The sequence below is a fragment of the Nostoc sp. CALU 1950 genome, assembly GCF_051172895.1.
GTDB lineage: Bacteria > Cyanobacteriota > Cyanobacteriia > Cyanobacteriales > Nostocaceae > Nostoc > Nostoc edaphicum_A.
The window spans coordinates 1-21333 of record NZ_JBDNJQ010000074.1 but is presented as its reverse complement, the minus strand read 5'-3'; the positions used below and the strand labels follow the sequence as shown (position 1 = coordinate 21333).

At 42.9% G+C, this 21333-nt stretch carries 15 protein-coding genes; 10 read left to right on the top strand and 5 right to left on the bottom strand.

Annotation, left to right across the window (positions count from 1 at the left end; translation table 11 throughout):
- Window positions 1–29 precede the first annotated feature (29 nt).
- Window positions 30–1775, top strand: coding sequence for a potassium-transporting ATPase subunit KdpA (gene kdpA, locus ABF638_RS20160; protein WP_435024770.1), 1746 nt, complete (start codon window positions 30–32; stop codon window positions 1773–1775).
- A 27-nt stretch (window positions 1776–1802) separates the two neighbouring features.
- Window positions 1803–1970, top strand: a complete 168-nt coding sequence (locus ABF638_RS20155; protein ID WP_435024769.1) for a hypothetical protein — start codon at window positions 1803–1805, stop codon at window positions 1968–1970.
- Here the strand turns inward: ABF638_RS20155 and ABF638_RS20150 are convergent.
- Window positions 1957–2292: a hypothetical protein gene (locus ABF638_RS20150; protein ID WP_435024768.1), complete on the bottom strand. Its 336-nt coding sequence runs from the start codon at window positions 2290–2292 to the stop codon at window positions 1957–1959. The genes ABF638_RS20155 and ABF638_RS20150 overlap by 14 nt on opposite strands.
- A gap of 71 nt (window positions 2293–2363) precedes the next feature.
- Between ABF638_RS20150 and kdpB the strand changes: the two genes are divergently transcribed.
- The 5 genes from kdpB to ABF638_RS20125 all read left to right on the top strand — a co-directional run bounded on the left by kdpB (window position 2364) and on the right by ABF638_RS20125 (window position 10491).
- On the top strand, window positions 2364–4505 hold the full coding sequence (gene kdpB / locus ABF638_RS20145) for a potassium-transporting ATPase subunit KdpB (RefSeq protein WP_435024767.1): 2142 nt from the start codon (window positions 2364–2366) through the stop codon (window positions 4503–4505).
- A 6-nt stretch (window positions 4506–4511) separates the two neighbouring features.
- Complete coding sequence (locus tag ABF638_RS20140; protein ID WP_420759429.1) at window positions 4512–4781, top strand: potassium-transporting ATPase subunit F; 270 nt, start codon at window positions 4512–4514, stop codon at window positions 4779–4781.
- A complete protein-coding gene (gene kdpC, locus ABF638_RS20135; RefSeq protein WP_435024766.1) occupies window positions 4781–5419 on the top strand; it encodes a K(+)-transporting ATPase subunit C in 639 nt (212 codons plus the stop codon). Before ABF638_RS20140 ends, kdpC begins: the two co-directional genes overlap by 1 nt.
- A 283-nt stretch (window positions 5420–5702) precedes the next feature.
- Complete coding sequence (gene pabB / locus ABF638_RS20130) at window positions 5703–7865, top strand: aminodeoxychorismate synthase component I (RefSeq protein WP_435024765.1); 2163 nt, start codon at window positions 5703–5705, stop codon at window positions 7863–7865.
- A gap of 841 nt (window positions 7866–8706) precedes the next feature.
- Window positions 8707–10491, top strand: a complete 1785-nt coding sequence (locus ABF638_RS20125) for an iron uptake porin (protein ID WP_435024764.1) — start codon at window positions 8707–8709, stop codon at window positions 10489–10491.
- Window positions 10492–10738: 247 nt separating this feature from the next.
- On the opposite strand, the gene aroA is transcribed toward ABF638_RS20125, so the two are convergent.
- The 4 genes from aroA to ABF638_RS20105 form a co-directional block, all read right to left on the bottom strand.
- A complete protein-coding gene (aroA, locus tag ABF638_RS20120) occupies window positions 10739–12019 on the bottom strand; it encodes a 3-phosphoshikimate 1-carboxyvinyltransferase (protein WP_435024763.1) in 1281 nt (426 codons plus the stop codon).
- Window positions 12020–12303: 284 nt separating this feature from the next.
- On the bottom strand, window positions 12304–13269 hold the full coding sequence (locus ABF638_RS20115; RefSeq protein WP_435024762.1) for an iron-siderophore ABC transporter substrate-binding protein: 966 nt from the start codon (window positions 13267–13269) through the stop codon (window positions 12304–12306).
- 15 nt (window positions 13270–13284) lie between these two features.
- Entirely contained in the window at window positions 13285–15870 is a 2586-nt protein-coding gene (locus tag ABF638_RS20110) for a TonB-dependent siderophore receptor (protein WP_435024761.1), read from the bottom strand.
- A 210-nt stretch (window positions 15871–16080) separates the two neighbouring features.
- Window positions 16081–17100, bottom strand: coding sequence for a helix-turn-helix transcriptional regulator (locus tag ABF638_RS20105; protein ID WP_435024760.1), 1020 nt, complete (start codon window positions 17098–17100; stop codon window positions 16081–16083).
- Between the two features lie 481 nt (window positions 17101–17581).
- Here ABF638_RS20105 and ABF638_RS20100 point away from each other — a divergent pair, with 481 nt between their 5' ends.
- The 3 genes from ABF638_RS20100 (at window position 17582) to ABF638_RS20090 (ending at window position 21270) form a co-directional block, all read left to right on the top strand.
- Window positions 17582–18343 carry a DUF928 domain-containing protein gene (locus tag ABF638_RS20100; protein WP_435024759.1) on the top strand — a complete coding sequence of 254 codons (762 nt, stop codon included), beginning with the start codon at window positions 17582–17584 and terminating at the stop codon, window positions 18341–18343.
- Window positions 18344–18454: 111 nt separating this feature from the next.
- Window positions 18455–20677 carry a CHASE2 domain-containing protein gene (locus tag ABF638_RS20095; RefSeq protein ID WP_435024758.1) on the top strand — a complete coding sequence of 741 codons (2223 nt, stop codon included), beginning with the start codon at window positions 18455–18457 and terminating at the stop codon, window positions 20675–20677.
- 287 nt (window positions 20678–20964) lie between these two features.
- Complete coding sequence (locus ABF638_RS20090; RefSeq protein WP_435024757.1) at window positions 20965–21270, top strand: hypothetical protein; 306 nt, start codon at window positions 20965–20967, stop codon at window positions 21268–21270.
- Window positions 21271–21333: the final 63 nt, after the last annotated feature.

Genomic DNA, 21333 nt, shown 5'->3' with positions numbered 1-21333 from the left:
TTTTACTCATGTTGGAGTTTGATTAACTCATGCTAGAAGGATGGATTCAAATTGTATTAACGCTACTGATTGTAGTAGCAATTACTCCAGTCTTTGGGCGCTATATGGCGCGTGTATACCTAGAGCAAAGTACTTTTCTCGATCCGATTTTGAATCCGGTTGAGCGAGTACTTTATTCTTTGGTTGGGGTTAAAACTAAAGAAAATATGACCGGCTGGCAGTATGGGCGGGCAATCCTATACAGTAACGTCGCAATGGGGTTGCTGATTTTCTTGATCATCATGAATCAAGGATGGCTGCCATTAAACCCAACCAAGATAGATGCCCCAACTTGGGATACAGTGCTGCATACGACTATTTCCTTTATTACTAACACCAATCAGCAGCATTATTCTGGTGAAACCTACATGAGCTATGGCAGCCAAATGTGGGGACTTGGTTATCACATGTTTACCTCTGCGGCGACTGGGTTAGCGGTGGGGATTGCCTTTATTCGGGGATTGACTGGTAGATCCTTGGGCAACTTTTATGTAGACTTGATCCGCTCGATTACCCGAATTTTGCTGCCTATTTGTATTGTCGGCGCGATCGCTCTCATGGCAGCTGGCGTTCCCGAAACACTGGCGGGTGTAGTTGTACTCCCCACCTTGGAAGATCCGAATATCAGTCAAGCGATCGCTCGTGGCCCTGTTGCCCATTTTGAAATTATCAAGGAATTAGGGGAAAACGGCGGCGGCTTTTTCGCCATCAACTCGGCACACCCCTTTGAAAATCCCAACGGATTTTCTAATTTGATTCAGATTGTAGCGATGCTTTCGATTCCCACTTCCCTAATCTACACTTATGGGTTGTTTGCAAACAACACTAAGCAAGCTTGGTTAGTCTTCAGTATGGTGGGCGTTCTCTATGTAATATTTATCATCATCACCGCCATTGGTGAATACAACGGCAATCCGGCTGTGAATGCACTACTGGGTAGTCAGCAACCGAATTTAGAGGGTAAAGAAGTCCGGTTTGGTTGGGCACAATCTGCATTATTTGCAACGAGTACAACTGGTACTATGTGCGGCGCAGTCAACAGTTTACACGACTCATTTATGCCCAACGGTGGTTTTATTACCCTTTCTAATATGTTCCTGCAAATTATTTGGGGTGGACAGGGTACTGGAACGGCTTATTTGTTCGCTTACCTGATTCTGGCTGTGTTTGCTACAGGGTTGATGGTGGGACGGACACCAGAATTTCTCGGACGCAAGATTGAGAAACGCGAGGTTGTCCTTGCTAGTTTTTTGCTTCTGCTAGTTCACCCGATCGCAATTATGATTCCCGCAGGTATCGCCCTAGCGTTTCCCGATCAACTATCAGGAATTAGTAATCCAGGTTTCCACGGCTTTGCTCAAGTTATCTATGAATATGCGTCCGCTGCTGCTAATAACGGTTCTGGCTTTGAAGGTTTAGGCGATTCGCAACCTTCACCTTTTGCAATCGCTACAGGTACAGCACCAACTTTAACCGCTTTGTGGTGGAACTTAAGTACCTGCTTCAGTTTACTAGCTGGACGCTATGTTCCAATCATCGGTTTGCTGTTTTTAGCAGATAGTATGTCTCGTAAGCAAGCTGTTCCTTATACGACTGGGACATTGCGAACTGATACCGGACTATTTATAGGCGTTACCGCAGGCGTAATTTTAATCTTGGGCGCACTGACATTCTTCCCAGTATTAGCATTAGGCCCCATTGGTGAAGCATTTTTTATCGCCAAAGGCATTGGCTAGAAATTGGGGATGAGGGGAGTAGGGGGAATGGCACTAAGAAAAGGGAAAATCGTTGAGGCAGCAGGGGTGCAGAGGAGCGGAGGAGCAGGGGAGAAACAAGAAGTTTTAGGTATTGCGTTCGGATATTTAGAAATTCCCCTCTGCGCCTCTGCTCCTCTGCAATCCTTACGCTGCCTACCATTCAGCTTAACTTAGTGCCATTCGGGAGTAGGGGACAAGGATAATTAGAAACTAATTTATCCACCTCGGAACTGGATTCATCCACCTCAGAACTCCGTTCATCCACCTCGGAACTGGATTCATCCACCTCGGAACTCCGTTCATCCATCTCAGAACTCCGTTCATCCACCTCGGAACTGGATTCATCCACCTCAGAACTCCGTTCATCCATCTCGGAACTCCGTTCATCCACCTCGGAACTCCGTTCATCCACCTCGGAACTCCGTTCATTCACCTCGGAACTGGATTCATCCATCTCAGAACTCCGTTCATCCACCTCAGAACTCCGTTTATCCACCTCAGAACTGGATTAATCCACCTTATCTTCCCATGCCCAATCCCCAATGCCCCATTCCCAAAATCTAATATATGCCAACTACAACTGATTCTCCTTCACCTCGTATTCCATCTGGAACTCGTGACTCGCGTAAGCATACCCCCAAAACAGATATGCGGGGGCTTTACCAAAGATCAATTCGTGAGTCATTTGTCAAGCTAGATCCGCGAATTACGGTCAGAAACCCAGTGATGTTTGTTGTTTGGGTGGGGACAATTGTTACCTTTCTTGTTACCCTCAACCCAAATCTGTTTGGCACAATCCAGGCAGATATCAACCAACAACGGCTCTTAAACGGGTTGATTACCTTCATTCTCTTTTTCACCCTCGTTTTTGCCAACTTTGCCGAAGCTGTGGCTGAAGGACGTGGCAAAGCACAGGCTGATTCACTGCGATCGACGCGATCGGATACGATCGCTAATAAAATCCTCCCAGATGGTTCCATAGTCAAAGTCAATTCTACAGAACTGCGACGGGGCGATTTGGTCAAGGTGGTTGCAAATAATATGATTCCCGCCGATGGGGATGTAATTAAAGGTATCGGTTCGGTGGATGAGTCGGCGATTACTGGGGAATCTGCCCCTGTACTGAAGCAACCAGGTACAGATATTGCCAGTTCGGTGACAGGCGGTACGCGTCTACTCTCCGATGAGTTGACAATTCGTATCAGTGCTGATCCTGGTCAAGGCTTTATCGATCGCATGATTTCCCTGGTAGAAGGGGCAGAACGCAGCAAGACTCCCAACGAGATTGCTTTAACGGTATTGTTGGCAGTCTTAACGCAGGTATTCCTAATTGTGGTGGCAACTATGCCTCCCTTCGTGGACTACATCGCCAGCTTTATCAGCACGGCCTTTGGCACTGAAGCGGGAAACAGTTTGCGGGCGGGTGCTAGCGTTGCTATTCTCATCTCTCTACTGGTAGCTTTAATTCCGACAACTATCGGTGGTTTACTCAGTGCGATCGGCATCGCTGGTATGGATAGAGTTGCCCAGTTTAACGTCATTGCGACCTCTGGTCGAGCAGTAGAAGCTTGTGGTGACATCAATACTTTGGTGCTGGATAAGACAGGTACAATCACCTTGGGAAACCGGATGGCTGACGAGTTTATTCCGCTAAATAATCACTCAATCAAAGATGTGGCGCAAGTCTCCCTCGCTGCTAGCTTGTTTGACGAGACACCAGAAGGCAAGTCAATTGTACTTTTAGCAGAAAAATCCCAGGCGGTGGTAGACTTTAACGTTGACAAAGCCGAAGGTGTGGAATTTTCCGCCAAAACCCGAATGAGTGGCACGAATCTACCCGATGGCAAACAAATTCGCAAAGGGGCGGTAGATGCCATTAAGGGATTTGTTCGTTCCCGTGGCGGCGATGTTCCTGATGATATAGATGCAGCTTATGAGCGAGTTTCCCGGTTAGGCGGTACACCCTTAGCTGTTTGCCAAGATGACAAGATTTATGGTGTCATTTACCTCAAAGATATAGTCAAACCGGGACTGCGGGAACGATTTGACCAACTCCGCCGCATGGGTGTTAAGACGATCATGCTCACAGGTGATAATCGGATTACCGCTTCGGTAATTGCTCAGGAAGCCGGGGTTGATGATTTCATTGCCGAAGCAACTCCAGAAGACAAAATTGAGGTGATTCGCTCGGAACAATCTCAGGGTAAACTGGTGGCAATGACCGGGGATGGTACGAACGATGCGCCTGCCTTAGCTCAAGCAAATGTGGGTGTGGCGATGAACTCTGGGACGCAAGCTGCTAAAGAAGCTGCTAATATGGTGGACTTAGATTCTGATCCCACCAAGTTGATTGACCTAGTAACGATTGGTAAACAGCTGCTAATTACTCGTGGAGCCTTGACAACATTCTCCATCGCTAACGATATTGCCAAGTATTTTGCGATCATTCCCACGATATTTGCCGCCGCTGGAATCGGCGCACTTAATATTATGGGATTAAAGAGTGCCCAATCTGCGATCGTCTCAGCGCTGATTTACAACGCCTTGATTATTCCGGCACTGATTCCGCTAGCACTCAAAGGGGTGAAGTTTTTACCTTTAACAGCAGATCAACTGCTACGTCGCAACATCTTAATTTTTGGTCTTGGCGGCATCGTTGCTCCCTTCATTGCCATCAAACTGATAGATATTATCCTACCTTTGTCTTAATTTACTATGAAACCCGTTCATATCCGCCGCGCGATTGCAGCATCCCAAGTATTAGAAGAAATAACTGAAATCTGGTGTCAATGGCGTAGACAAAAGCTACCGCTGTATTTGTTCTTGGCGATGTGTTTCAACCTCGTGGTTGCACCTCTAGTCTATGGCGCTACTGGTGAACAACTTTCCCGCAGTCAATCTTGGGGATTGGGGCTGTTAGGACTGGTGACACTAGGGCTTTCCATCTATCTATTTTTTGTAATGTTTGTACCGGAGAAATTCTAATGAGTTTTGCACGCGAAGCTGGTAGAGCTGTTCGGTCTACCTTGGTACTCTGGGTAATAGTCGCAATTATTTATCCTTTGGCGATGATTGCCATTGGGCAGATTGTGTTTCCCTTTCAAGCAAATGGCAGTCTACTGCAAAATAGCACAGGTCAAGTTGTGGGTTCTGCTTTGATTGGTCAACCTTTTAGTAGCGATCGCTATTTTAACAGCCGTCCCAGTACCACGAGTTACAGCACTGCCGATCCCAAAAAGGACGACGCGGGAGTTTTAAGAACCGGAGTTTCCGGTGCTAGTAACTTGGCTCCCAGTAATCCCGCATTGCTGGAACGCATCAAAGGGAAAGATGATCCAGATCCCAGTAAAAAAGTTGAAGGCGACTTCAATCGTCTGAAAACAGCAGGTGTACAGCCGACTGGCGATTTAGTCTACACCTCTGGTTCTAGCCTTGACCCCCATATTACGCCCCAAGCTGCGATCGCACAAATTGCACGAGTAGCCAAAGCGCGAGGAGTTCAGCCTACCCAATTGGAAACTTTGATTTCTCAAAATACCGATGGTCGCTTTCTCGGCATCTTTGGCGAACCTGGAGTTAATGTCTTGAAGCTGAATTTAGCTTTGGATAAGATTAAGGGATAAATGCGTAGGAAATAACGAAAAGGATGTGCTACTGTCAGAATCATTACAGCAGTTTGCAAGTAACTAAGGTACAAAATGGAGGACTCACGCATCAGATATAAAGAGTTCCTGCCTTAAAATCCCTAGTTTTGTACTCTATGCAAAAGAAAACTGCTGTATCTATAGATTACTTAAAATCGAAAAGCTTAGATTCCCGACTTATTAAATAAGTCGGGAATTTTGTTATTCACGAATTGCTATTCTGAGTGCCAAAATGTTCTATATGGTAGTTAATTGAGTATATATGCAAACATTAATTATTGATAACTATGACTCTTATACTTTTAATCTTTACCAGATGATTGCTGAAGTAAATGGGGAACTACCTCTGGTAATTCGTAACGATCAGCTTAACTGGGATGAATTAAAAGAAATTGCATTTGACAACATTGTGATTTCACCTGGCCCCGGTCGTCCAGAAAGGTCAGAAGATTTTGGAATCTGCCGACAAATAATTGAGAACGTTGATGTGCCCTTGCTAGGAGTTTGTCTGGGCCATCAAGGAATTGGCTATCTACATGGTGGAAAAGTGATTCATGCACCGGAAGTTCAACATGGTAGACTCAGTAAAATTTATCATAATGATTCGGCACTATTTCAAGGTATTCCTAGTAATTTTTCTGTGGTGCGCTATCACTCGTTGCTAGTTGCTGACGAACTACCTGAGTGTCTAGAAAAAATTGCTTGGACTGAAGAAGGACTGGTGATGGGATTGCGTCATCGGCATCTACCTTTTTGGGGTGTGCAGTTTCACCCAGAGTCTATCTGTACAGAATATGGGCAAAGATTACTAGAAAACTTTCGAGATATAACGCTGCAATTTATAGAGAAATCTTCAAAAAGTCCAGAAAAGCAGTATTGGATCGAATCTGGATTTATTACTCCTCCCATCGATAAACCTTGCCAAGAACAGGAAGAGAAGTTTGAACTTCATCGGCGCAAACTGGATATTTGCCCGAACACAGAACAAATATTTGTCCATTTGTTTCAGCAAGCACCAAATGCCTTTTGGTTAGACAGTAGCCGTGTGGAAGCCAGTCTATCCCGCTTCTCGTTTATGGGCGATGGAAACGGGGAAAACAGCCTCTTGGTACGCTACCATACCCAAACACAAGAACTCATAATTACAGAGTCAGATCGTGTTACCCATCGCAGCGAAAGTATTTTTGAGTATCTCAAACGAGAAATTGACCTCCGAAGTTGCCAAGCTGATGAGTTACCGTTTGATTTTAACTGTGGATTTGTTGGCTATTTTGGCTATGAACTCAAGGCAGAGTGTGGATCATCATTGGTGCATTCTTCACCATTACCTGACGCAATTTTCTTACTTGCCGATCGCATGATTGCCATCGATCATCAAGAACAGTGTCTTTATTTACTGCAATTAATCAAAAAAGGACAAACAGAACCGGTAGAAACTTGGTTTGATACTATCCAACAACAACTGGAAACTTTAGATCCTCTTTCTTCGGTTCTCCCCCAGGAAAATTGTCAGCCAGTTAAGTTCCGTTTGAGTCGCACTTACCAAAATTACATCCAAGATATTCATCATTGCTTGGACGAAATTCACGAAGGGGAAACTTATCAAGTTTGCCTGACCAATCAGCTTTACACCGATGTAACCCCCGAACCATTGACGTTCTATCGGACATTACGTAAAATCAATCCTGCTCCTTACTCTGCATTTTTGCGCTTTGGTGAAATTGCGATCGCCTGCTCATCTCCAGAACGGTTTCTAAAGATTGATCGCCAAGGATGGGTAGAAACTAAGCCCATTAAGGGAACCCTAGCACGAGGAGAAACCCCCGAAGCCGATTTCATCCTCCGTGAGAAGCTACGCAACAGCGAAAAAGACCGAGCTGAAAATCTGATGATTGTGGATCTGTTACGCAATGATTTGGGACGAGTCTGTGAAGTTGGTAGCATCCACGTACCAAAATTAATGGATGTGGAAACATACCCAACAGTACATCAGTTGGTGACAACAGTACGCGGGCGGTTACGTTCAGACTTACAAGCGGTGGATTGCGTGCAGGCTTCATTTCCCGGAGGATCGATGACTGGTGCGCCCAAAATCCGCACAATGCAAATTATCGATCGCCTAGAACAAGAAGCGCGGGGAGTGTATTCAGGAGCGATCGGCTTTTTGGGCTTGAATGGTTCAGCCGATTTGAATATTGTCATTCGGACTGCTGTTTTGACTCCTCATCAAACCTCCATCGGGATCGGTGGTGGGATTATAGCGCTTTCTGACCCGGAGATGGAGTTTCAGGAAACGCTACTTAAAGCCAAAGCCTTAATCGACGCTTTGGTTCTGACCATGCAGGGAACATTTGAGCCAGATATGTATCCCATTCTAGGACTAGAAAAAACAACTGCTGATAGTTATGAAAAATTAACTGCCTAAATCCGAGTCATAAATCATCTCTTTGGGTTTAGATAAGAAATCGATATTCTGAAGTCTGACTAGTGAATTGTGTTTAGCTCAAAAAACTGCATCAATTTTCAACCATTTCTTTGCCATTGCGGCAAACTAAAAGTTTCAGCCAATTTCATAATTCTCTATAAATATGACCAACTCTAGTAAAAATCTGTTATTTTACCAAGATAAAAAGCAATACAGTTCATTTAAGGCTAAAACTCTTTGTTAAAGTCAACTTTTTTAACTTAGACGCAAAGCAGCTTGCCACAGCAGCAAAGGACGCATGGAAATGATAACATTTCACGAAAAATCTGATACAGATTTAACCCCTGAAAGCTTTGCTGAATCTAAGTTTTTTAATTGCGTTAGCGTAGCGGTAGCGAGTCCGCGTTCGCTTTTAGCGTCTCGTAGAGAGCGTAATTGCGAATTGCGAATTGGTATGAAGTGGCTTCCCTGTACCACTTCGTGGAAGCAAGCTACGCGAAGTGTCTCCGTCAGCAGAAGGAGAAGGATAGGACGCAAAGAGAAGCAAGAAATGCTTAACTGAACTGTATTTGATATAAAAAGGCTCTACCGAAAACCAGAGTTAAAAACAAGAAGCTAAAGTCCATAAATGGCACAAAATCGAGCGAAATACCCGGATAAACACGTCCTTTGGTAAACAAGCCATCAGCAAGACTTTACGATTCTTTATCCAGGAAAATTTTCTTAGATATAGCTTAGATCACTACAATCTGATAAGATTTCCAACAAGTAGAATAGTTGCTTGTTCTCTTTTTCTTAAACCTACTGAGTTGGGTTATTTTTTGGGAAAGGAAAATAAAAAATGTCTCATCTATTGTGGAAAACTCTGGTACTAAGTCCAGTAGTTTTGGGAGTGACGGTGTTGGTTTCCGCTAAGGCTATGGCTACTGAAGTAGCAAGCTTTTCTGAAGATATAAAGGTAAAATACGCTCAGACAGAAGCACCAGAAGCTATTGGTACTTCACTATCGATCAAAACAGAGCAACCAAAAATTAATCAGCAGTTATTTGCCCAAGCAAAGACTGATGGAAATCAGGTTTTAGAACAAGTTAATCGCTACAGCAGCGAAGGCAAGAACCAGAATTCACTGTCTCAAGTCACATCAGTTTCTCAGTTTTCTGATGTACAGCCGACTGATTGGGCATTCCAAGCTTTACAATCCCTAGTTGAACGCTACGGTTGTATTGCAGGATACCCAAATTCCACTTATCGTGGCAACCGGGCACTGACTCGTTATGAGTTTGCCGCAGGTTTGAATGCTTGTTTAGATCGGGTTAATGAACTGATTGCAACGGCAACTGCTGACTTGGTGTCAAAACAGGATTTGGCAACCCTCCAGCGTTTGCAAGAGGAATTCTCGGCCGAATTGGCAACTCTGCGTGGTCGAGTAGATTCTCTAGAAGCACGGACTGCTGAACTAGAAGCAAATCAGTTTTCTACTACCACTAAATTGGTGGGTGAAGCTATTTTTGCCGTTACTGACATTTTTGGCGGTAACACTGGTGATGCTAACAATACTGTCTTCCAAGATAGGGTGCGTTTAGACTTACAAACCAGCTTCACAGGTAAAGACGTTTTACACACCCGTCTTGCAGCCGGTAATGCAACAGCCTTCTCACAAATAGGAAATGATGATGTTCTTATTAGTGGTACTGCTGAAGGTACACAAACCTTTCAACTCAACGGTGGAAGCATCAATAACGGTGTCGTTATAGACTGGCTGGCGTATTACGTACCCATAGGCCCAGCCCAAGCTTACTTTGCGGCCACTGGAGGTATTCATAGCGATTATGCTGCCACCAACAACCCTTACTTTGAGGATTTTGATGGTGGTAATGGTGCATTGTCTACCTTTGCTTCTGAAAACCCCATCTATCGGATTGGTGGTGGTGCAGGTGCAGCCCTGACTTTACCCTTTGGTAGCGGTGGCAGCTTTTTCAAACCAAGTTCACTGACTGTAGGCTACTTAGCGTCAAATGCTAATAATCCTGGAGTAAGTCAAGGTTTGTTGGAAGGTAACTATGCAGCTCTGGGACAGTTGAACTTTAGTGTTAGCGATCGCTTGGCGATCGCTGCCACCTACGTTCACGGTTATCATGGTGCTGGAAGTGGTGGTTTATTTGATGCAGGTGGTGGTTTGACTGGCACTAGCCGCGTCGTAGGGACCAATCAATCTAACACCCTAAGTGCCCTAGACGGATCTTCCAGTAATTCATACGGGATATCGGCAGCCTTCAGACCCAGCGACAAACTATCAGTTAGTGGCTTCGTTTCTTACCACGATGTCACAGGCTTTGGTGCTGATGATGATTATGAAGCTTGGAGTTATGGCCTTGGCATAGCCTTGCCTGACTTCGGTAAACAAGGTAACGTTTTAGGTATTTTTGCTGGTGCAGAACCCTATGCCTTTAACCGACCAGGTTTAGTTGGTAATGATGTACCTTATCACATTGAAGGGTTTTACAAGTATCGCGTGTCAGATAACATCTCAATTACCCCTGGTGTCATCTGGTTGACCTCTCCTGGTCAAAACAGTGATAACGACGATGCAATTATCGGCACGTTGAGAACAACTTTCACCTTCTAAAGGTTTACAGCAAATTGCTGTAGGAGCTTACAACTAGCTCATTGGAAGTCTGTAAATACAAGGGACGGGCATATTGCCCGTCCTGAAAACCAGCAAAATCATCCCGCAAATATACAACGCCCGGTATAACAGACGCGACAAAAATACTGGTCAACGTAATTCGTAGATAAATCAAGGTGCTTGTACCTTTCTTTAATTACGAATTACGAATTACGAATTACGAATTAGTAACTATTTCGTCAGTCTCTTATTGTTCTAACATTTGGAAGAATCGGGTAAAGTAATCTGGAAAGGTCTTAGCTGTACAGCCAGGATCTTTAATTACAATCCCTGGAACCTTTAAACCAGTGACAGCAAAAGCCATCGCCATTCGATGATCGTGATAGGTTTCAATCGCCGCCGGGGTAATGGGGCCAGGCTCAATTTTCAGTCTATCTGCGAATTCTTCAACCTTCACTCCTAGCCGCCGCAACTCTGTGACCACGGCTAGAATGCGATCCGTTTCCTTGTATCGAATATGTTCTACGTTACGAATGGTAATCGGTGAACTGGCAAAGGGTGCGATCGCAGCTAATGTTTGCACCAAATCCGATATATCATTCATATCAATGTCGATGCCTTGCAATTGCTTCGGCCCTGTCACTTCAGTGTAATCATCGGAATCCTTAATTTGGCAACCCATCTGCTCTAAAACATTCAACCAGAGAATATCACCCTGACACGATTGTTTGGTCAAATGTTTGACGCGCACCCGTCCACCCGTAACGGCGGCGGCGGCGAAAAAGTAAGAGGCATTTGACGCATCGGGTTCTATTGTGTAATGTCGAGCTTGGTAACGTTGACCCGCTTTAATCTGAAATTGATTATCACCTATTTGAATCACCTCAACGCCAAAATCTGCCATTAGACGACAGGTCATTTTGACGTAAGATTGAGAAACTAATGTCCCCTCAACCTCAATGATTGTGTCCTGTTGAGCGTAGGGCGCAATCATCAGCAATGCCGAAAGTTGCTGACTCGTTTGGTTAGCTTTTACGCGAAAATTTCCGCCAGCAAATCCCTGGCTATAGATGGTGTAGGGCATAAATCCGGAGTTTCCCTCAAAGTTGATGGTTGCTCCACCCGTTTGCAGCACCGTCAGCATGTCACCCATCGGACGTTCTCGCATCCGGGGAACGCCATCTAGCCGATATTCGCCATTACCCAGTGCTACCAGCGCCGAGATAAACCGTGCTGCTGTGCCTGCCAAACCCACAAATAAATCTGCCTGTTTAGCTGGGATTTCACCTCCCTTTCCTGCAACCTGAATCTGAGCAAGATTGGGATTCAAAGTAATGGGAATGCCCAATTGCTCTACGCATTTGGCAAAATACTCGCTGTCTTCACTAAATAAGGCATTTTCTAAAATTGAGTCACCTTGCGCCAAAGCAGCAACAAGTAATGCCCGATTGGTAAGACTTTTAGAACCGGGAATTTCTACCGTGGCATCCACTGGCCGATTTAAAGCAGGAATTGCAATGGTATCCACGTTAAACCTCTACGTAGGCGGTCAGCTACAACTTTATATATTGCCATATTGTGAGCAAAAGGGGTGCTTCTTCTTCCTTCCCTAGTACCGCACGGCATGAAGAGTCCTGAGTATGGTGTACCTCCTCACCTAACTGTCTGAAGAGAGCAACACTCACTAACATCCTTTCATGAGTTAGAGGTTTGTTAATCTATAGGACACACCTTTATTCCTTCTTCCCAGTCCCCAGTCCCCAGTCCCCAGTCCCTTACCTCTACGAGTGATTCAGAAATCAATTTGGATTGCTATAAATGCTTCTCAATGTCATCCAGTACAGCATGAGCGGCAAGAAAATCAAATCCATACCAACTCTGAAAATCTACAGGAAATACTTGTTTGTTTTGGACAGCTTTAACTTTAGACCATAAGGGTTTTCCCCGAAGTTTTTCTAAAGTAGAGCAATCATTTTTTTGATAACATCCGATAAAAATAACATCACTATCAATTTCGGAAAAACTTTCCTCGGAAATGGGCAAGGATAAATTATTAGATGATTTGGGAGATAGCAGCCCAATATCATTTAAAATTGTGCCAGAAAAGGACTTTTTCATACCAATATATACTCCTCCAGAGTTGACATATACAAATGATGCCCGAAATGGCTGAGGACGATTATTCTGTAATCTCTGTTTTAGTTTTTCAACTCTTTGAGAGTAGCCATTTAAGAGTTGAGTCGCTACCTCTGTTTTGTCAAAAACTTTTGCAGTTTCTTTTAAGTGTTGTTTCCAATCTCGTGAAATCTCTGCCCAAGGAACTAATACGGTAGGAGCAATTTGTGATAATTGTTTGTACTGCCCTCGTGATGACGGATCTGAAGGACTAATTATTAAGTCGGGCTTAAGTTGCAGAATTTTCTCTAAATTGGGTTGGCTAGTAGAATAACTATGCAAAACAATTCCTTTGATTTTTTCTGCTAAATAGGGGGGAACTTCGGAATTGATTTCTGTCCGAGACCATATTGTTGCTGCGATTGGCTTGATACCCAAAGCAACGGTTTCACCAAGACTCAGGATATCTAAAGCTACAATTCGTTGAGGATTGAGTGGAACGCAGGTTTCCCCCATTGGATGTTTTATGATTCGACAATTTTCTGCTGAAGATGTTGGAGATGTGGCATCTTGATAGTTACTTTGGCTACAGGCACAAACAAGTATAAATGCCACAATTCCCAGACATAGCGGATAGGTGAGACGGCGTAGAAACCTCTTCATGAAAACCCTAACTTTTTAAAACGTCCAAGAAATAGTTCCCTGCACAGTAAATGGCGCACCAGGAGAGACTCGCAATCGATTGAAGGCATTTTCAAAATAATCCACATTAAAGAGGTTTTTGATATTGATCGCAGCACGTAATCTGTCTTGCTTGTAGAAGATAGCAGCATCAGTTGTTAAATAGCTGGGTACTTCAAATGTATTTCCAGCATCTCCGGCGCGATCGCCTACATAAAAAAGTCCCAAACCAAAGCCCAAACCTTGTAAGTCTCCTCGTTGAATTTCGTAGGTTGTCCATAAGCTAGCAGCATGGGGAGTTGTCTGCAATGCACGGTTCCCGACTGGAATGATATTATCTTTAGTGACGCGGGCATCGTTGTAAGCATAGCTAGCAAAGATGTTCCATCCTGATAAAATTTCACCAGCAACACTGAGTTCGATTCCTTGACTATGCTGTTCTCCAGTTTGAACAGAAAAGCCTAAGTTATCTGGATCGTCAGTTAAAACATTCGATTGGGTAATATCGTACAACGCCAATGTAGTTGAAAGCCTGTCATTCAAATCTGCTTTGACTCCAATTTCAAACTGAGTCCCCTTGGTCGGCTTAAATTCACTTTCATCAAAGGCTCGACCAATTGCTGGCTGGAATGATTGACTGTAGTTAGCATAGAGAGAAATAGGCCGGATTGGCTGATATAAAATGCCCACACGGGGACTAAAGGCACTCCCAGATTGACTTGTTTCTGTATCTGCGAGAAAGTCTTTGTCAGTTTGCTTGAAGTTATCAAATCGACCGCTAAGTAGCAGCTTGAAATTGTCTGCAATTGTTACTTGATCTTGCACGATAAAGCCAAGCTCATCGGTCACGGTATTGGTATCAGATTCAAATGTAATTGCACCAGGTAGCTGACCATAAATCGGATTGAACAAATCAAGTGGAGCAATTTCTCGATCAATACCGCTAGAATCTATACTTTGTCTGCCCAAATCAAAGCCAAATAGTAATTGATGTTTAATTGAGCCAGTTGCAAACTTACCAATAACATTGGTCAAAAGCCTATAGTCGCGTTGATCGTAGAGTCCTTCTATGTAGATTCTCTCCAAAGTGCGATTATCATCTAAAAGCCCTACGGGGAAAGTGCCTAAATCAGGAGAATAAAACCTGCTATATTGAAATGAATTTTTAAATGACCAAGCCTCACTAAATTTATGCTCTAATGTGTACCCAATTCTAGAAACTTCGGTGTTAATGCTACCTTCATTTACGTTGCGATCGCGGGGTATTTTGCCATTAGGGTTAGAAAGTATTGTTCCAATTGCAGGCAAACCAAAACTAATTCCTTCAGATTTTATGTTTTTGTAAATACCCTCAACAGTTAGATTTGTATTCTCTCCAAGTTCAATACTCACTACCGGCGCAATCACTAGATTTCTAGCTTTGCTAGAGTCAATGAAAAACTCTTGATCTCGGTATGATGCATTAAGCCGATATAGTACTTTTTTCGCATCGTCTAACGGCCCAGACAGATCCACTTCACCACGGTAAAAGTTAAAATTACCAATAGTTGCTTCGGCAAAGTAGTAAGGATCGCGCAGGGGCTGTTTGGTCACAAAGTTAACCGTTCCCCCTGGTGATGATGAACCAAATAAAATAGAGTTTGGCCCTTGCAGGACTTCTATTCTTTCAATTCCTGTAAGGTCAGGCCCAAGGTTAGAAGATAAAGAGTCTTTGAAACCGTTTAGCGTCGGCTGGGTAAAAAATCCTCGAACTCGTATCCGCAATGTTTCAAAATTAGTCGGAGATGAAGTGCGGACGCTTGGGGCATTAATAAGCGCACTGGAAATATCGGCGCGTTGATCGCGCAGCACTTCTTGAGGAATAATCTGAATCGATTGGGGAAGGTCACGCAGAGGTGTATCAGTTCTTGTCCCGGTGGTGGTATTCGTGACGCGATACTTGTCTTCCTCCCCTGTCACCACCAACTCAATCGGTTCATCAGCTGGTGCTGCTGGTTCCTCTTGTGGTGTTTCATTTGTTGGCTGCTGTGGTGGCTGCATTGCAGTTGTAGCAGGTGTCACACCAAAAATCAGCCCTTCATCCCCATCAAATAACTCAACTGTTGGGAGTTCAGTCTCCCCCGTTACTGTCACCTGGATAGTATTATTATCTTGATTAACTACCAATACTTCCGCAATTCCAGCAAATGGTTTTTCTTGGCGAAATGTATTACCACCCTCATAACGCAATTGCGAATTGGGAATATCGATAATTAATTTATTGCCTTCATTCTTCTGAACAGGTTTGAGAGCATCACCTTTAGCAGTTTCTAAAATTATCTCAACACCTTTTTCCGTTTTGGTGATGCTTACCCCTGTAACTTCTACTATTGCCTCTGTAGCAGGGTTCTGAGTTAACAACAGTGCGGCCTTAGTCTGGGGAAGTTCTACCTCACTCAACTGGGGAATAGTTGATATAACTTTGCGTTTATCTCTAACATTTACTGAATTTACTCCATCAGTTTCAGCCAGCACTGACTGTATTATGAGTATAAAAAATGAGGCTGTAAACATCAGCCCAGAAAGCGATTTTATTAATCTCATTACCAAATCTCCCTCACACCAGCATATTCATCAGACTTTTGATCCCTCTCCCGTTACAGGTTAGGGTATTAGACCACTCCATCTATCCCCACAAGCTGTTAAGAATATTTCTTAACTAAACTAGTAGTTTATGTACAATAAGGGATTCAGATTTCTAATTTGAACGCTAGAGGGATTTTTTTTGAATGCTAGAGGGATTTTTTCTGAACGCTAGAGGGATTTGTGATGATGTTGAAAGTATTGTTTGGGATTCAATCCAAATTTTTTGCGAAAAGCTAAAGCAAAGTAACTGCGACTGTCAAAACCTACCCTAAATGCTACTTCTTCAATCTTCATATCTCCTAATGCTAAAAGTTGTTTCGCTTTTTCCAGGCGATAGTTGTGCAAATATTTGAACGCAGATGTCCCGAAAACTTGACGAAACCCACACTTCAACTTAAATTCATTTATCCCTACTTGTCGTGCTAAGTCTATCAGGCTGGGTGGATTTTCTAGATTACCCAACAAAATTTCTTTAGCTTGGTAAATTCTCTCAACATCTCTCAAATTCTTCCCTGGAAAGTTATGATTACGTATCTCCTGCTCCTGAATTTGCTGAAAATGAAGCGTAATCAATTCTATTGCTTGACTTTCTAAATACATTCGCTTCATCAAGCCTTGATAGGGACACTTGAGGATATTACATAAGACTTTCCACATTTGCTGTGTGATTTCCCCTTGCTGGTAGTAAGGCTGTACCTTACCATTCATCACTACTTGGCGCAGGGAAATTGGTATCTGTTCTAATTCTTCTTCACCAAAACTTTGAAAAAATTCCTGCGGTTCGATTTTCAGATAAATTCGTGAAAACTTTTCACCAGCTTTCCACCATTCAGTTTCTTTGATGTCACAGTTACATTCTGAATAATATCTGCCTACTATTTCGTCTGTCTTGTCAGTTAAACCGTGGCGTTCAATTCTCACTTTTCCTGAGAGAAAAAAACTCAAGCCAAATTGAGATTTATCAAAAATATCTCTAAACCACACAAGATCATCAATAAACTCTTCCTGATGTATTGAAATAGATAGTCCATTACGTAATTCTGACCAGCACTCATAGGTATGAGAGACATCTAGAAGTTTCCCTTTACGGATAGTTTCAAAACCCTTGGATTGAAAAGAAGCGTGACCATTTTGCTCACTTTCTGCCCATAATTCTTGCCAATCTGTATCTGTAAGAATTTTTGTCATAGTTTAATAATAATTACTATCATTATCAAGCTGATATATGATTGAAACTAAAGCGCTTTTTCAAGTTATCCGAAAGGGAACACCTAAATACTGGATGCAATACTCAGTGAAAATTGACAAGTCAGCGCTTGTGCGATGCCTACGGCGTTCGCGTAGCGTCTCGAAGAGAGCGTAGCTAACGCTCAGTACCCTAATGGCTATATCCTTAAATAAGAAAGATTCTTAATTGTTGCACGAAATTTACTGTAAGAAAAGTAACTGTGTATCAAGTCGCTTGTCGTGCTACTAAATCCTAAACCATCCAATTTTTTGTAATTATTTTTACTGCCAATTTAATTGTTCAGTGTTTATGCTGTTATCTCTTGCCTAACTTGTCTCTTCCCAATACCCAATAGTTCGTAGTTGAGTGCAAAATCTGATCTTGCTTTTGGGAATACTTTATTTATTCACCTGACTAATCTAGAACCCAGGCATTATCAATATGAAATGGATTAAACCATCTCTATATTTTGTAGCCTTTTCTTTACCTTTGTGTTTGCTTTCTGCTTTAACAGCGCAGGTACAGGCTCAGTCGTACCATTCCAGTAAAACTTGGCAAATTAGTCAGACATTTAAGCCACCACAACGGGGAAAACCTCCTGCAAGTGCTGGTGGTTCTACCCGTGGTAACTCTTGCCTAACAGGGAAAAAACTCATAACTCCCTTAACACCTCCAGATAAATTAGGGCTGACATTTGCTCAACGTCCAACATTTTTCTGGTATGTACCTCCATCTCAAGTCAAAACAGCCAAGTTCCTGCTGCTAGCTGAAGACCAGAACGTATTTTATGAAACATCTTTTACACTACCGAATAAACCAGGAATTGTTAGCTTCAAACTTCCTGACAGTGCCCCTGCACTCGCTGTAGGCAAAACTTATCATTGGTATTTAACAATTGTTTGTAATACTCAAGACTCTAGTACAAATCCTACTGTAGATGGTTGGGTGGAACGCACTCAACCAGGAACATCTTTATCGGAGACGTTAGCAAAGGCAAATTTGTACAAGTTGCCCACCATCTATGCGGAAGCTGGGATTTGGCATGAAGCGCTGACTAGTTTGGTGCAGCTACGCCAGACTGAACCGAATAATTTAAAGGCGAGGCTGGATTGGAGACAATTTTTCAAGTCAGTAGGTTTGAGTGCGCTCGCTTCAGAACCATTGATCGATTGTTGCACATCTAAGAATTCACCACCAAATTAAACAAGGATATTGGGTACAAAGAGAATTCCCAACTCCTAACTCCCAACTCCTAACTCCTAACTCCTAACTCAGCACTCAGCACTCAGCACTCAGCACTCAGCACTAAATATTATGTGGGCAAAGCTGAAACCGCAAATCTGGCAATGGCGTGGTGTTTTACTTGCTGTTCCCAATATTACAGCCCTGGTGATTGCACTACGCTTGACTGGACTACTGCAATTGTTGGAACTAGCAGCACTGGATCAATTTTTTCTTCTCCGTCCACGAGAGTCGCCTGAGACTCGTATCGTCATAGTTGAGATTAATGAGGCAGATGTCCGTAAGCAGGGACAGTGGCCTATGTCTGATGGCAAACTTGCCAGTTTATTAGAGAAAATCAAACAGCAGCAACCCAGAGCCATTGGTTTAGATATTTATCGTGATTTACCCGTCAATCCCGGTCATCAAGACTTACTGAAGGTGTTTAAGTCTACTCCCAATTTGATTGGAGTCCAAAAAGTCTCGGATACTATTGATAGTTCGGCGGTTGATTCGTCTCCAGAACTGAAAAAACTTAATCAAGTTGGGTCGAATGATTTACCCATAGATGGAGATGGCAAAATTCGGCGAGCATTATTGTACGTAAATTTAAATAATGACGAGATTCTCGAAAGCTTTGGGTTGAAACTGGCATTGCTGTACTTGAAACCTGAAGGTATTACCGCGAAACCATCAGCAACTAACTCTAATTACTTGCAATTAAATCGGGGTGTTTTCCCAATTTTTGAAGCTAATGATGGGGGTTATATCCGAGCCGATGCGGGGAGTTACCAAGTGCTGTTGAACTATCGAGGACGCATACAGCAGTTTACTAAAGTCTCTCTCACCGAAGTGCAAGAGAACCTCATCCCACGAGACTTAATGCGAGACAAGGTGGTATTAATTGGTGCTACCGCTGAAAGTTTGAAGGATCTATTCTATACGCCTTACAGCAGTAATGTATTGACTGACCCGGAACGGATGGCGGGTGTAACAATTCATGCTAATTTGATTAGTCAAATTTTAAGTGCGGCAATGGATGGTCGTTCACTAATTAAGTGTTTACCTGAGTCGCTAGAATGGTTATCAATTTTGATTTGGTCAATTATTGGTGCTAGCTTGTGTTGGCTACAACGCCACAGTAGCAACCAGAAAACCCTCATGGCTGTTAGTGTTTTATTGGCAGGTGGCGGTTTACTTGGTGGTAGTTTTCTAGCGTTTTTGGCTGGTTGGTGGATTCCCGTTGTCCCTTCAATGCTGGCATTTGCAGGTTCTGCGATCGCACTTACTCAGTATATTGCTCAAAGTGCTACCGATATGCGAAAAACCCTCGGACGCTATCTAACTGATGAAATCGTTGCCAATATCCTGGAAACTCCTTCTGGGTTAAAGCTAGGGGGAGAACGAAGAAAAGTTACGGTTCTTGTGTCTGACTTAAGAGGATTTTCGGCTATTTCTGAACAATTACCACCTGAAGAAGTAGTAAATATTTTGAATCTTTATCTGGGAACAATGACAGATGTGATTAACCAGTATAAAGGCACGATTAATGAGTTTATGGGTGATGGTATTTTTGTAATATTTGGTGCGCCAATTAGTCGCAAAGATGATTCCCAACGAGCGATCGCCTGTGCTATTGCAATGCAATTGGCAATGCAGCAAGTGAATGAACAAAATCGGCAAATGAATTTCCCAATCCTCGAAATGGGAATTGGAATTAATACAGGCGAGGCTGTGGCGGGAAATGTTGGTTCTCAAAAACGCGCTCAATATACAGTTATTGGCAGTCATGTTAATTTGGCTGCCCGAATAGAGTCTTATACCGTGGGAGGACAGATTTTAATTTCCGAAAATAGCTGTAAGGATGCTAATATTGACCTCCAAATTGCTGGGCAACTACAAATAGAACCAAAGGGGATAAAACACCCTGTGACAATTTGTGAAATTCGTGGCATTGGTGGTCAATATAATTTATTCTTGCCTGAAGATGATGAAGAAATTGTCATTCTCAATCAAGAAATACCTGTGGAATACACTATTTTGCAGGGAAAACATGCAGTGGGAACAATATTTCTGGGAGCATTGATTAGTCTCTCAGAAAAAGGGGCGCAATTGCAATCGTCACATTCTTTAGAACTCTTGAGTAATCTCAAACTCAAGCTATTAATTGAAGCAGTAATGGCTACAGAAGAAGAACATATCTATGCCAAGGTGATTCAACAATCTAATGTTGACGAGCATCTTTTTCTGCTTCGGTTTACAGCTATTCCCCCAAAAGTGAGTGCAATTCTCAATGCACTGCTTCAGCTTGGGTGAAATTAGGGCATCAATATTAGAACGGTAAAGAAGGGAGGTGTATGTCAATAGGGTAAACCGAAAAAGTAGGTAGTCTAGCTTTTTTTAAAACAGTAACAATTGTTGCTGATAGAACCAGGCGATCGCGGTAAGATTTTGGACTTAAGCCTGATTCAACTCCAATAACTCCTAACTCTGACCGAATAATTAATAATTCGTAATTTATGGTATAGAGCAACTAACTTGAGTTCTGGAGATAAAAATATGATTTTTTCTAAAACTGAGATTACATTACATCCCAAGGACAAATGACGAACGTAAATAACTTTCAAAGACTAGTAGAACTTGCAAACGATCATGGAATTATTTGCCAGCCAACACCAGAAGAATGCTTGATTGCATCCTTACCTGGAGACGAGGATTTCTTATTAGCTTTTACTTGGTCTGGTGCAGTTGAGGGAGAGCCACCAGAACATGAATTAATCGCAATTAGTGTACAGGATATTGTCAAAGAAGTTACTGTTGCAGCTTGGCAGATTCCTATTTATTTATTCGGAAACGTTTTAAGACAAGCTCAGATGCTTGTCACTGCTCACAAAGATTTTGTTAGCTAACAGACAAGTCTTATACCAATTTAATGTGAAGTTGCACATATCTCGATCCCCCTAAATCCCCCT